This window comes from Streptomyces sp. NPDC001851, from assembly GCF_040297165.1.
Lineage (GTDB): Bacteria > Actinomycetota > Actinomycetes > Streptomycetales > Streptomycetaceae > Streptomyces.
Window position 1 is genome coordinate 174,651 of sequence record NZ_JBEOYR010000005.1, and the last position, 12,621, is coordinate 187,271.

General features: G+C 71.8%; 10 protein-coding genes. 8 read left to right on the forward strand and 2 right to left on the reverse strand.

What is annotated here, in order from left to right; genetic code table 11:
• Positions 1 to 41: 41 nt before the first annotated feature.
• A complete protein-coding gene (locus tag ABT171_RS09150; RefSeq protein ID WP_351241760.1) occupies positions 42 to 1,055 on the reverse strand; it encodes an alpha/beta hydrolase in 1,014 nt (337 codons plus the stop codon).
• A gap of 125 nt (positions 1,056 to 1,180) precedes the next feature.
• On the opposite strand from ABT171_RS09150, the gene ABT171_RS09155 reads away from it, so the two are divergent.
• A complete protein-coding gene (locus ABT171_RS09155; protein WP_351241437.1) occupies positions 1,181 to 1,744 on the forward strand; it encodes a hypothetical protein in 564 nt (187 codons plus the stop codon).
• Positions 1,745 to 1,792: 48 nt separating this feature from the next.
• Here ABT171_RS09155 and ABT171_RS09160 read toward each other — a convergent pair whose 3' ends face one another.
• Positions 1,793 to 2,701, reverse strand: a complete 909-nt coding sequence (locus ABT171_RS09160; RefSeq protein ID WP_351241439.1) for a TolB-like translocation protein — start codon at positions 2,699 to 2,701, stop codon at positions 1,793 to 1,795.
• A gap of 279 nt (positions 2,702 to 2,980) precedes the next feature.
• On the opposite strand from ABT171_RS09160, the gene ABT171_RS09165 reads away from it, so the two are divergent.
• The 7 genes from ABT171_RS09165 to ABT171_RS09195 all read left to right on the forward strand — a co-directional run bounded on the left by ABT171_RS09165 (position 2,981) and on the right by ABT171_RS09195 (position 12,502).
• On the forward strand, positions 2,981 to 4,390 hold the full coding sequence (locus ABT171_RS09165; protein WP_351241441.1) for a hypothetical protein: 1,410 nt from the start codon (positions 2,981 to 2,983) through the stop codon (positions 4,388 to 4,390).
• Positions 4,391 to 4,514: 124 nt separating this feature from the next.
• Entirely contained in the window at positions 4,515 to 5,159 is a 645-nt protein-coding gene (locus ABT171_RS09170; RefSeq protein WP_351241443.1) for a dihydrofolate reductase family protein, read from the forward strand.
• A gap of 88 nt (positions 5,160 to 5,247) precedes the next feature.
• Entirely contained in the window at positions 5,248 to 6,225 is a 978-nt protein-coding gene (locus tag ABT171_RS09175) for an asparaginase (protein WP_351241445.1), read from the forward strand.
• A 194-nt stretch (positions 6,226 to 6,419) separates the two neighbouring features.
• On the forward strand, positions 6,420 to 7,427 hold the full coding sequence (locus tag ABT171_RS09180; protein WP_351241447.1) for an ABC transporter ATP-binding protein: 1,008 nt from the start codon (positions 6,420 to 6,422) through the stop codon (positions 7,425 to 7,427).
• Positions 7,424 to 8,782, forward strand: a complete 1,359-nt coding sequence (locus ABT171_RS09185; RefSeq protein ID WP_351241449.1) for an ABC transporter permease — start codon at positions 7,424 to 7,426, stop codon at positions 8,780 to 8,782. The genes ABT171_RS09180 and ABT171_RS09185 overlap by 4 nt, the downstream gene beginning before the upstream one ends.
• Positions 8,783 to 8,786: 4 nt before the next feature.
• Complete coding sequence (locus tag ABT171_RS09190; protein WP_351241451.1) at positions 8,787 to 11,534, forward strand: bifunctional YncE/alkaline phosphatase family protein; 2,748 nt, start codon at positions 8,787 to 8,789, stop codon at positions 11,532 to 11,534.
• Between the two features lie 89 nt (positions 11,535 to 11,623).
• Positions 11,624 to 12,502: a winged helix-turn-helix transcriptional regulator gene (locus ABT171_RS09195; RefSeq protein WP_351241453.1), complete on the forward strand. Its 879-nt coding sequence runs from the start codon at positions 11,624 to 11,626 to the stop codon at positions 12,500 to 12,502.
• Positions 12,503 to 12,621 lie beyond the last annotated feature (119 nt).

Consider the following 12,621-nt stretch of genomic DNA (forward strand, 5'->3'; position numbering starts at 1 on the left):
CGGGCTCCCGCACCCGGCCCACGCTCTTGTCGCCTGCGCCGTCATCGCGCCGGGGTGAGGATGCGCCGAAGCCAGCGGGTACGGGCGTCGCGGGCGTCCCGGCTGAGAGCCGCCCCCGGCGCGAAGGTGTCGAAGCCGTGGAAGGCACCGGGCCACACATGCAGCTCGGCATGCCCTCCGGCCCGCCAGATCGCCTGGGCATAGGCGACGCCCTCGTCCCTCAGGGTCTCCGCCGATCCGACCTCGACATAGGCCGGGGGCAGCCCGGACAGTCTCGTGGCGCGGGCGGGAGCGGCGTAGGGCGGCAGGTCCGCGGCGCCGTACCGCTCGCCCAGCGCCGCCCGCCACGCGGTCGCGTTGGAGGTGCGGTCCCAGAGGTCGATGCCGGCCATCTGGTGGCTGGAGAACGTGTCAGCGCGGTCGTCGAGCATCGGGGACAGCAGCAGTTGCCCGATCGCCGCGGGCCCGCCCCGGTCCCGGGCGAGCAGGGCGAGTGCCGCGGCCAGTCCGCCGCCGGCGCTCTTTCCCCCTACGACGACACGGCCGGCGTCGATGCCGAGTCCGGCCGCGTGCGCGGCCAACCAGGCGAGTCCGGCGTAGCAGTCGTCCAGCGCCGCGGGATACCGCGCCCCGGGTGCCAGCCGGTACTCGACGGAGACGACGGCCAGTTCGAGGGGTGCGGCCCAGTCACGGAGGAGCCGGGGAAGGACGGACCAGGCGTTGCCCATGATCATTCCGCCGCCGTGCATGTAGTACAGCAGGGGCAGCGGCCCCGCGATCCCGGCGGGCCGTCCGCTCACGAGCGTGACCTCCGGCCCGCCCGGCGGCCCCGGCACATGCAGCTCCTCCACCTCGAAACGGCCCTCGGCCCGCAGCTCCAGGACCGTCGGCCTGGGCCGGGCCACGGCATCTCGCTCCTGCCGTTCCGCAAGGTTCTGCGGGGTGAGCGGCTCTCGGGCCCCCTCCGCCGGACCGCTGAGCGCAGCGGCCAGTTCGGGAGCGAACGGGGGCGCGTCGCAAGCGGTCGGGGCAGGGCCGGTCTCCGGTGATGGCATGTCGTCCGCGAGGTTCATACGCCGAAGCCAACCATCTGCCCGGTCCCCGGCGGTCGTCTCCCGCGGCCTTGGCCGGAAGCCGTCGGGCCTGGTAGGCATGGCCTGTGCGATTCGAGAGTGTTCCCATGCCGGCGGCGGTCGAGGCACGACCCCGTGACGCTCGCGGGTATCCGGTGCCGGCGATCACTCCCTGGGAAGGGGAGGAGCCCCAGTTCGCGCTGACCGACTACGAGCGCAGCGCCGTGTGTGCGCGGAAGCGTCTGTGTTCGGTGTGCAACCAGGGCATGCCGCAGGGGCCGGTGTGGCGTGTGGTGGGCGCCGCGGAGAGCGCGGCGATCGGGGAGGCGCTGGCGGCCGGGCGGCCCTACCGCAATCTGGCGCCGACCCTCGAAGGACCGGGACACCGCGCGTGCATGCTGTACGCCTCGATGGTGTGCCCCTATCTGGCCCGGCCCAACGCCCGGCGCGGTATGTCCGCGGCGGAGCCGGACGACATGACCTCCCATGTGGTACGGGGTGCCGTCCGCGGCGCCATGGGCGCGGTGGTGGGGTTCGGTGCGTACGAGTACGCCGTCACCGGCAGCCGGGTGCTCTTCCGGTTCCTCGACGTCGTCGAGTTCCTGCCGCACGACACGTCCGACGCGCACCTGGACGAACTGCGGGCCGAGCTCGCCCGGTCGGCGAAGTGACCCGCACTTCGCGCCCCGGACGCGCCCGGCCCGTCCCGTGAGCGGAGGTCAGGGGCGGTACGCCGCCAGACCGACCGTCGAGGTGACCTTGACCGGGTGCCCCGTGCCGTCGGCCGGCAGCGTCACCGTACCGGACGGGGTGCGCACCGCCAGGGTCTTGCCGTCGGGCGACCAGGCCGGCTCGGTGTAGTCGGTCGTGGCGTGCGGCGTGAGGTCCTTGATGTGGTTGCCGTGCATGAAGTCCTCGACGAGTACGTGGTCGTGGCCGGCGACCGAGCGTACGAAGACGACCTGCTCCTCGTTCGGGGACAGGTCCGGCTGGGAGCCCTGGGTGAGCTTGCTGCCCTGCTGGCGCAGGTAGTCGTCCCGGATGTAGACGTCGCCGGTGTGGTCGTTGGCGTACACCGAGGTGCCGTAGTGGCCGGCCGCGTTCGGCCAGACGTTGCCGGTCTGCGGAAGCGCACCGCCCGGACCCGGATCGCCGTACAGGGACAGCGTCCTGGGCGTGCCGTGGACCGACTTGGCGGAGATGACCTTCAGCCGGGAGACACCGTTCGCGCGCGCCGCGAAGATGAGGTTGTCCTTGGCGGGGATGCCGTTCTGGGCGTCCTTCGCGGCCACCTGCCAGGTCGGGTGCGACCAGTTCTGGTTGCCGGGGTTCTTGGCGACGACGACGCGTCCGCTGCCGTCGGGGTTGGCGATGTCCAGGTTGCCCGAGCCGTCGACGAAGGCGGCCTTGGCGCCGTCCGGGGACCAGGCGAGATCCCGGACGGGCACCCCGAAGTCCACCTTGTGGCCGCCGATCAGCACGTACTTGGTGCCGTTGCTGATGCTCAGGGTCCCGTGCGGGGCGCTGGTGGCGGCCGAGGCGGCGCCCGAGGCGCCCAGCAGCGCCGAGCCGGTGACGGCCGCGGCCACGGCGATGGCGGCGGCCATGGTGCGGGTGCGGGTGGTCATGACGGGGTTCCCCCAGGTGCGTCGACAGGTCAGGTCGTTGGGTGCAACTGCGCCAGAGCCGCTCCGGCGTCGTCCTGATCGCTGAAGGCCACGCGACCGCCTGCCGCTCTGTTCCAAGCCGAGCCTGACAGGCGGTGGTCCTCGAATCGTCCGTTCGGAGTCACAGGGGCGTAACACGGTGAGCAGCGATATGGGTGGTGAGTTCGGAGAGCCCAGGGGCTAAGGTCCGTCTGACCGCGCACTCCTGCGCGCAAACCTCCTTCCGAGCAGAGGACGTTGATGAGACGAAGATCCCTCACCGGTACGGCCGCGGTGTTCCTCTCCGCCGCGGGCCTGGCCGCGGCACTGCTGGGCGCCGCCCCGGCCGGCGCCGTCACCGGCCGGCCGGTGATCACCCTGGACACCCCGGAGCCGGTCGCCCTGCCCGCCGCGCCCGCCACCGCGGACGTGCACTTCGAGTTCCGGACCAGGGCGAAGAACCTCCGGGCGGACGACGCCACCCTGACCGTGGACGCCCGGGGCCTGTCGAAGATCGCCAAGGTGACGTTCTCCCACAACTGCACGGCCGAGGGCCTGGTGGCCACCTGCTCGGACGAGTTCGAGTCCGACTCCTCTCCCACCACGCACATGGGCGCCATGACCGGGCTGACCCTGACCCCGCTCAAGGGCGCCGCGCTCGGCGCGGTGGGCACGTACAAGGTCACCGGGCGGTCCGCGCACGCGCAGATCGTGGGCGGCACCGGCAAGGTCGAGGTGGGCGGCCCCTCCTTCGGCCTGGACAACCTGACCGACCACACCGGCCTGAAGGTCGACAGCACGGTGTCCGAACCGGTCCGGTTCAGCAACGTGGGCAACCGACCCGCCAAGGGCGTCCAGACGGTCCTGGCCGCCTCACCCGGCCTCGACTTCGCCGACCACTACGCCAACTGCAAGTACGGGTCGAACGGCACCATCCACTTCGCGGAGTGCTACCCCAAGGGCGCGATCGCCATCGGGGAGACGGCGGCCCTGGCCGCACCGGTGCGGCTGCGCGTGAACTCCACGGCGCTGTACACCACCCTCGACACCCTCACCGCGCCCCTCGGTCAGCCGGGCTGGCCGGACGATCAGGGCCTCAAGTGGACGTGGGGCAAGGGCGCCACGCTCGCACTCAAGGTGATCAAGGCGGGCCGGCGGTCCTCGGCTCCGGCGGGCTCCGTCTCCCTGCCGCAGACGGGCGAGGTCACCGGCTACCGGATCGCTTCCCTCCGGGCCCGCAACACCGCCGACTTCGGTGTCACCGGCGCCCGTGCGACAGCCGGGCAGGGCAAGAACGCGACCCTCGCCTTCCGTCTGTCCGCGAACGGTCCGGCGACCCTGTACGACCGCAGTGGCGGGGAGGGGGTGCCCGCCGTCTGGGTGACGCTCCCGACCGGTACCACCGCGGTCGGCCACTCGGCCAACTGCTCTCCATGGCAGCTGGACAACCCGGCGGCCGAGGCTCACGGCCCGTACGTCTGCGGCCCGTCGGGCTTCGTCCTGCCCAAGGGGAACGTCACCGGCTTCACCCTGACCCTCCGGGTCGACAAAGTGGTCACCCGTGCCAAGGGAAGCGTCCAGGTGGTCTGGGGCCCGGATCCCGCCCACTCCCACCGGCCGGCGTTCGACCCGAACAGCCGCAACGACTCCGCGGCCCTCACGCTGAACTGAGCCGCGACGGCCGCGCCGCACACACGGACGGGGTCGCCCGGCTCGGGCGGCCCCGCTTCGCCGCACCGATGAGTTTCTCCGGCCCCGGCAGTCCAACCGCCGTCGACCACACGGGAGGAGAGCCGTGCATCAGCTGCTGAGGGTGCAGAACTTCAACGTCTCGACCGACGGATACGGCGCCGGTGAGCACCAGAGCCTGGACAGGCCGTTCGGGCACGCCGACCCCGCGGCCCTGTTCGCCTGGGCCGGCGCCACCGCGAGCTGGCCCATGCGTACCGAGCCCGGAGGGAGCCGGGGCCTCGACGACTACTTCACACGGGACTACGCCCGCAACATCGGCGCCGAGATCATGGGCCGCAACAAGTTCGGTCCCCAGCGCGGTCCCTGGCAGGACCACGAGTGGCAGGGCTGGTGGGGAGCCGAGCCTCCGTTCCGCACCCCGGTGTTCGTCATGACCCACCACAGGCGTCCTTCGTTCACGCTCGCCGGCACCACCTTCCACTTCGTCGGCGGCGACCCGGCCGCGGTCCTCGAACAGGCCCGGGAGGCGGCACAGGGCAAGGACGTCCGGCTCGGCGGCGGGGCCACCACCATCCGGGAGTTCCTCGACGCCGGCCTGGTGGACACCCTGCACGTGGCGGTCGCACCGGTGAAGCTCGGATCCGGGGCACGGCTGTGGGAGTCACCCGATGAGCTGCGCGACCGCTACCACCTCGATGTCGTGCCCGGCCGGAGCGGCGTGACGCACCACCTGTTCTGGCGCAAGTGACGCGAGGGGCCTGCGGTCGCCCGCCGCGCCGTGGCGGCCGGCGGGTACGGTGACGCGAGCCGATGCCGCACCGGAAGGTGACCCGCCGATGTCCCAGCCCGTCACAGCCACCACGTCGGACGACTCCTGCAACCCGGTCCTCACCGAGGTCGTCCGCTCCGGATTCGTCGAAGGGCGGCACCGGGGAAGTGTGGTGCTGCTCGCCGCGGACGGTTCGGTGGAGTGGGCCATCGGTGATGTGACGTCCGCTGTCTTCCCGCGTTCCGCCAACAAGCCGATGCAGGCGGCGGGCGTGCTCCGGGCCGGTCTCGACCTCACGGGAGAGCGGCTGGCCCTGGCGGCCGCGAGCCACTCCGGCGAGCCCTTCCACCGGGACCTGGTGCGAGCGATGCTCGACGAGCACGGACTGACCCCGGAGCACCTGCGGTGCCCGCCCGCCCTCCCGCTGGACCAGGAGGAGCAGGAGGCCTACCTGGCAGCGGGCGGCCGGCGTGACCGCGTGGCCATGAACTGCTCCGGCAAGCACACGGCGATGCTGGCCGCCGCCGCGCTCCGGAGCTGGCCGCTGGCGTCCTACCGTGACCCGGACCATCCGCTGCAACTGCTCATCCGCACGGTCGTGGAGGAGGCGGCCGGCGAGCCGGTGGCCGCTGTCGGTGTGGACGGCTGCGGGGCACCGCTGATGGCGATCAGCCTGACCGGTCTCGCCCGCGCCTTCCGCGCGTACGTCCTCGCCGCGCCCGGAACGCCGGAACGGCGGGTCGCCGACGCCATGCGCGCCCACCCCGAGTACGTCGCCGGCACCCGCCGCCACGACACCTGGCTCATGAGGGACATACCGGGCGCGCTGTCGAAGGCGGGCGCGGAGGCCGTCCAGGCCCTCGCCCTGCCCGACGGCCGCTCCCTGGCCCTCAAGATCGACGACGGCGGCGCCCGCGCCCTGGGCCCTGTGCTCGCCCGCGTGTTGGGTCTCATGGGGGTGACGGCACCGGTCGTGGAACGCGTCGCACATGCGCCGGTACTGGGCGGGGGACGCGAAGTGGGGCAGCTGCGAACGGCGTTCTGAGTGTGCCGTTGTGCGGCACTTCGCCCGGTACGGCCGGCTGATATGACATCAACTTCCCTGCCCGATACGGAATTTACCGTCTATTGGCATGCCGAACGGCTGTGGTCTTCCGTTCCCTGATCGTTCAACTGGGAATCCCTGTGAGTGTTGTGTGCTCTCCCTAGCCTCCTTGAGGTTTCGGAAAGAAGGGGCTCATGGACGACTCAATCCTCGCGGTCCGGGCGCGCGGGATCACCAAGTGTTTCGGTGATGTCGTCGCGCTCGACGGCATCGATCTGGATGTGGCGCAAGGACAGATCCACGGCCTGGTCGGACCGAACGGCGCCGGCAAGACGACGCTCCTCGGGCTCCTGCTCGGGCTGGCCGTGGCCGACACCGGTCACCTGGAGATCCTGGGTACGCCGGTGGGCCGGACGTTCGCCGCTCCCGACGGTGTCGCCGGGTTCGTGGACGGACCGGGCCTGTACCCCTCGCTCACCGCCCGGCAGAACCTCGCCGCGCTGGCCGCTCTGCGCGGCCGGAACGCGCGGAGTGCGGGCATCGACGACGTGCTCGACCAGGTCGGCCTGACCGATGTCGCCGACGACCGGGTCCGCGGCTTCTCCCTGGGCATGCGTCAACGCCTCGGCCTGGGCGCCGCGCTGCTCACCAGGCCCCGGCTCCTCGTGCTCGACGAGCCCTCCAACGGCCTCGACCCGGCCGGCAAGAACCACGTACACGGTGTGCTGAACCGGCTTGCGAGGGAGGGCACCGCCGTCGTGCTGTCGAGTCACCGCATGGACGACCTCGAAGCGCTGTGTTCCGAGGCCACCATCCTCGCCACCGGACGGGTCGTCTTCTCCGGTCCGCTCGGCAAGCTGGCCGCCGAGAACCGTGAACTCGACTACCGCCTGGTCACCTCCGACCCCCGGGCGGCCCGCCGGCTGGCCGCCGAGACGCCCGGGATCCGTCTGGCCGGCGAAGCGGGAGGGCGCAACGGAGCCGACGCCCTCGTCGTACGCGCGCGGGTGCCGGCCCTCGACGAACTGGTGGTCCGGCTTGTGCAGTCGGGAATCGCCCTGCGTGAACTCGGCCCGGTGGTCTCCCCGCTGGAGGCCGCCTTCCTGGCCCTGACCGAGCCGCGGGGCGCCGAAACCCAGCCGGGGGAGACCGGCACCCAGCCACGGGAGACCGGAACCCAGCCGCGGGAGGCCGGCCGATGACCGCGACCGCCGTAGCCGCCCGCACCACCGCCGGTGCCGCACGGGTCTCCGTGGCCCGCGGCTACCGCTTCGAACTGGTCAAGCTCGTCTCGCAATGGCGGATCCGGCTGCTGGTGCTCGCCTGCTGGATCGCACCGGCGCTCTTCGTCGCCGGGGTGGGGCAGCAGAGCACGCTCCCCTCCGACACGCTCTTCGGCCGCTGGATGCTCGCCACCGGGTGGGCCGGACCCCTGGTGATCCTCGGATTCTCGGGCACCTGGGCGCTCCCGCTGCTGACCTCCCTGGTCGCCGGTGATGTGTTCGCCGCCGAGGACCGGCTGGGCACCTGGCGGCACCTGCTGGTGGCGGTCCGCTCGCCGCGCCGGATCTTCGCCGCGAAGGCACTGGCGAGCCTCACCGTCATCCTGCTGCTCGTGGCCGGACTCGCCGCTTCCAGCACGGCCGGCGGGCTCGTGGCGGTCGGCAACCGGCCGCTGGTCGGCCTTGACGGCCATCTGCTGAGCCCGGGGGACGCCGCCGGCGAGGTGCTCCTCGCCTGGGTCTGCGTGCTGGCCCCCACCCTGGCCCTCGCCGGGATCGGCCTCCTGGGGTCCGTCGTACTGGGACGCTCCCCGATGGGGCTGCTGCTGCCGGCGGTCGTCGCGCTCGTGCTGCAGCTCGCCCAGCTGCTGCCACTGCCCGTCGCCGTGCGACTCGCCCTGCCCAGCTGGGCGTTCATTGCCTGGAACGGTCTGTTCACCAGCCCCGCACAGCTCGGGCCGCTCCTGACCGGCATCGCCGTCAGCCTGGTGTGGGCCGCGACCGCCACCGCGCTGGCATATCTCCTCTTCCTCCGGCGCGACTTCACCAATCTGACCGACGACGGCGCGGGACGCCGCGCGGTCACCGCCGGACTGCTGCCGCTCGCCGGGCTGGCCGCCGCGACCGTCGCCGTGGTGGCGGCGGTGACCGGGGCCACCGGCTCCGGGATCTCGCAGGACAAGGTGCAGCGCTCGCTCGCCACGGAGTTCGCCCACCTCTATCGCATGCAGACCGAGCAGCTCAACCGCCCTGCCGTCACCGAAGCGCAGCTGAAGGCCACGGCGGCGTGCAACAAGGGCAGCGTCAGGGTCGCCGCCGAGGGGCCCGGCAACGACTGGCGCTGCGTCGTCTCCTGGCACCTCCCCGGCGTCGAGGCCACCGGGACGGCCGTCTACCAGCTCGACGTCACCTCGGACGGCCGGTTCACGGCCGACGGCGACGGTCCGAAGGAAGTGAACGGCTACTTCCTGGTGCGGACCCCCCTCGGAGACGCACCGAACCCGCTGTGGCAGTTCGACGGCACCGTCGGACTTCTTCACACCTCGAAGGGATGACTTCATGCAGGTAACCCGCAACCGCCGCCCCGCCGAGAAGGCGGTGCCCGGCAGACGCATCGGCCGCCGGGGCGCCCTCACGGCCGGCGCCACCGCGGTCGTCCTCGCCGTCACCGCCGGCATCGGCTACGCGCAGACGCGCCAGTTCGGCACCGACCAGGTCGGCCAGATGACCGACCGGGGCCAGGTCATCTCCAGCGACCAGTACATCGCCCCGTACGGCGACCGCCTCCTCCTCGGCAACGGCAAGATCATGTCGTCTTCGGTCAGCCCGGACGGCAGCCACCTCGCCGCCTCGGTCACCGACGGCGGCAGCGCACTGGCCATCGTCGACGTACAGAACTGGAAGGTGCAGCAGGTCGTCGGCACGGCCGCGTCGTCGACCCCGCGGCTCGGCAGCAACTCCGTGGGCCAGGAAGGCCCGACGTACTCACCCGACGGCAAGCAGCTGTGGCTGGGCCAGACCGACGGCTACACCAGGTTCACGGTCAATCCGGACGGCACGGTCGCCGACCCGACGCCGGTCAGGATCCCTGCGGACGGCGCCCAGCACGCCCTGGTCGGCCAGGCCGTGTTCTCGTCCGACGGCTCCACCGTGTACGCCGCGGTCAACGGCCAGAACCGGGTGGTCGCCCTCGACGCGGCGACCGGAGCCATCGAGCAGAGCTGGCCCGTGGGCAACGCCCCCCGCGACATGGTCCTGGCCGGCGGCAAGCTCTACGTCAGCAACGAGGGCGGACGCCCGGCGCGCTCCGGCGACACGACCATGAACTCGTACGGCACCCAGGTGCCGGCCGACCCGAAGACCGGCGCCACCACCACCGGCACGGTCAGCGTCATCGACCTCGCGAACCCGGCCGCGGCCCCCGCGAGCATCGACGTCGGTCTGCACCCGACCGCCCTGTACGCGAAGGGCAGGTCCCTGTTCGTCACCAACACGGCCAGCAACGACGTGTCGGTCATCGACACCGCCCGGGACAAGGTCGTACAGACCATCTCCACCCAGCCGTGGCCGGAAGCGGCCGTGGGCTACGAGCCCAACGCGGTGACGCTCACCGACGACGGCCGTCTCCTGGTGACGCTCGGCCGCGCCAACGCCGTCGCCGTCTACCGGTACGAGAGCCCGCTGGAGCCGGTGAGCTTCGTCGGCCTGCTCCCGACGGACTACTTCCCCGCGGAGATCACGACCGCGGGCGACCAGGTGCTGGTCTCCAACACCCGCGGCATCGACGCCCGCCGCCCGAACAACCCCGCCGGGCACGGCACCCACGACACGACGTCGAGCGTGCAGCGGTTCACGCTGCCGGACGACAGCGTCATCAGGGCCGAGACGTTCAAGGTCTTCCGGCAGAACGGCTGGACCCCCGGCTCGGTCAGGCTGGCCAAGGGCAAGGGCCACGCCTGGCCGACACCGGTCCCGGCACGGCTCGGCGACCCCTCGACGATCAAACACGTCTTCCTGATCGTCAAGGAGAACCGCACCTACGACCAGGTCTACGGTGACATGCCCGAGGGCAACGGCGACCCGTCGGTGACGCAGTTCGGCGAGAACGTGACGCCGAACCAGCACGAGCTGGCCCGGCAGTTCGGCCTGTACGACAACACGTACGACATCGGCACCAACTCCGCCGAGGGCCACAACTGGCTCATGCAGGCGGACGACCCGGAGTACACCGAGTCCTCGGCCGGTGAGTACCAGCGCAGCTACGACACCGAGAACGACGCCCTCGGCCACCAGAAGTCCGGCTTCCTCTGGACGGGTGCGCAGGCGGCCGGGAAGACGGTACGGGACTTCGGCGAGTTCCAGTCGATCGAGAGCAAGCCGTCCGGCGCGACCTGGCAGAACCTGTACTGCGACGCCAAGGACATGGACGCCACCGGCCAGCCCACCGCCTACCCCATCCAGACGGGCTCGGCGATCCCGTCCCTCAACGCCGTGTCCGCGCCCGGCTTCCCGATGTTCGACCTCGACGTCCCGGACATCTACAAGTACGAGGTCTGGAAGCAGGACTTCGAGAAGAACGGACCGGCGAACCTGAACATGTTCTGGCTCTCCAACGACCACACCGGTGGTCCGGCGAGCCCGGCGGCCCAGGTGGCGGACAACGACCTCGCGGTCGGCAGGATGGTCGACGAGATCTCCCACAGCCCGTACTGGAAGGACTCGGCGATCTTCGTCGTCGAGGACGACTCCCAGGCCGGCCTCGACCACGTCGACGGCCACCGGGCCCCGGTCCAGATCATCAGCCCCTGGGCCCAGCGCGACACGGTCGACAGCCACTACTACTCCCAGATCACGGTGATCCGCACCATCGAGCAGATCCTCGGGATCCACCCGATGAACCAGAAGGACAGCGCGGCCACCCCGATGACCCGCGCCTTCACCTGGCGTCCGGACTTCACGCCGTTCACCGCGCTGCCCAACCGGACCTCGCTGACCGACGGCCTGAAGACACCGCCCTCCTGCGGCGTGGACACCCCCGCGCCGCCGAACCCGGGCGCGGCGGCCGTGCCGTCGGCGAAGGTGCCGGCGGACAAGCGGAAGCTCGCGGCCGAGTGGGACGCCTGGAAGGCCAAGCAGCACCTGACCGGCCCGCACGCCATACCCGACTTCGCCAACCCCGCGCAGATGAACCACCTCACCTGGTACCAGACGCACAACTGGACCAAGCCGTACCCCGGCGAGAAGAAGATCTACGCACCGAACGACGTACCGGGTGCCTACATCCCGTCCCCGGAGTCCGACGGCTGACGCACACCGGCCCCGTCGAGGACCCCTGGCCGGCCACACCGCCTGCCAGGGGTTCTGGTGAGTCCCGAAGGGGAACCTACGATGAGGGCATGAGGATGCGTGACGCCGACGAGACCTGCGGCATCGCCCAGGCCGCCCTGGTCCTGGGGGACTGGTGGAACGTGCTGGTGCTGCGGGAAGTCGCTCGCGGGCACGTCCGTTTCGACGCGCTGGCCGCGGAGATCGGCCTGTCCCGCAAGGTCCTCGCCGAGCGGCTCGGCCGGCTCGTCGCCCAGGGTGTCCTGCACCGGAGCGTCTACCAGCGTCGGCCGGTGCGTCACGAGTACCTGCTCACGGAGGCCGGACTCGCGCTGTTGCCGCTGCTCGTCGCCATGCAGGACTGGGGCGACCGCTGGGTGCTGGGCGACGGCAGCGTCACCGGGACGGCCACGGAGGACAGCGCCGAGCACGCCCGCGTCCACGCCCTGCCCGGCACCCGCGTACCCGACGGCCTCCGGCTGCCGGGCACCCGGGGTGCCGCCGTGCCTCTCGTCGCCCCCGACGCAGCCGCGACCGTACTCTTCACCTACCCCGGCACAGGAGTCGAGTGGCCCGAGCCGATCCCCGGCGCCGCCGGCTGCACGCTGGAGAACCGGCTCTTCCGGGACGCCTGGCCGGCGTTCCGGCGGTCGGGCGTGGAGGTGCGCGGCATCAGCACCCAACTCCCGTACGAACAGGAAGAGTTCGCGCGAGCGGAAGGGCTGCCGTACGACCTCCTCTCCGACGCCCGGCACCAGCTGGCCGCCGCTCTGCGGCTGCCGACGTTCCGTGGCGCGGGTCGCCTGCGGCACAAGCGGCTGATCCTCGTCGTCGACGCCGAACACACCGTGCGGCACGTCCTCTTCCCGGTCGTCGACATCCCGCACGCGGTGACGGAGAGCCTGCGCCTGGCCGCCGGCTGCACGCGACCTGCGACCGGGGCAGGCTGACGGGCCCGCGGCCCAGTGCTCCGCGTGCGTGCCGATCTCTCGCGGGATCCAGCGTCGACTGTCCCGAGGCGGCGGTGCGGACCGCCGAGACCAGGTCGGAGCCCTTGATCGACCGGCCC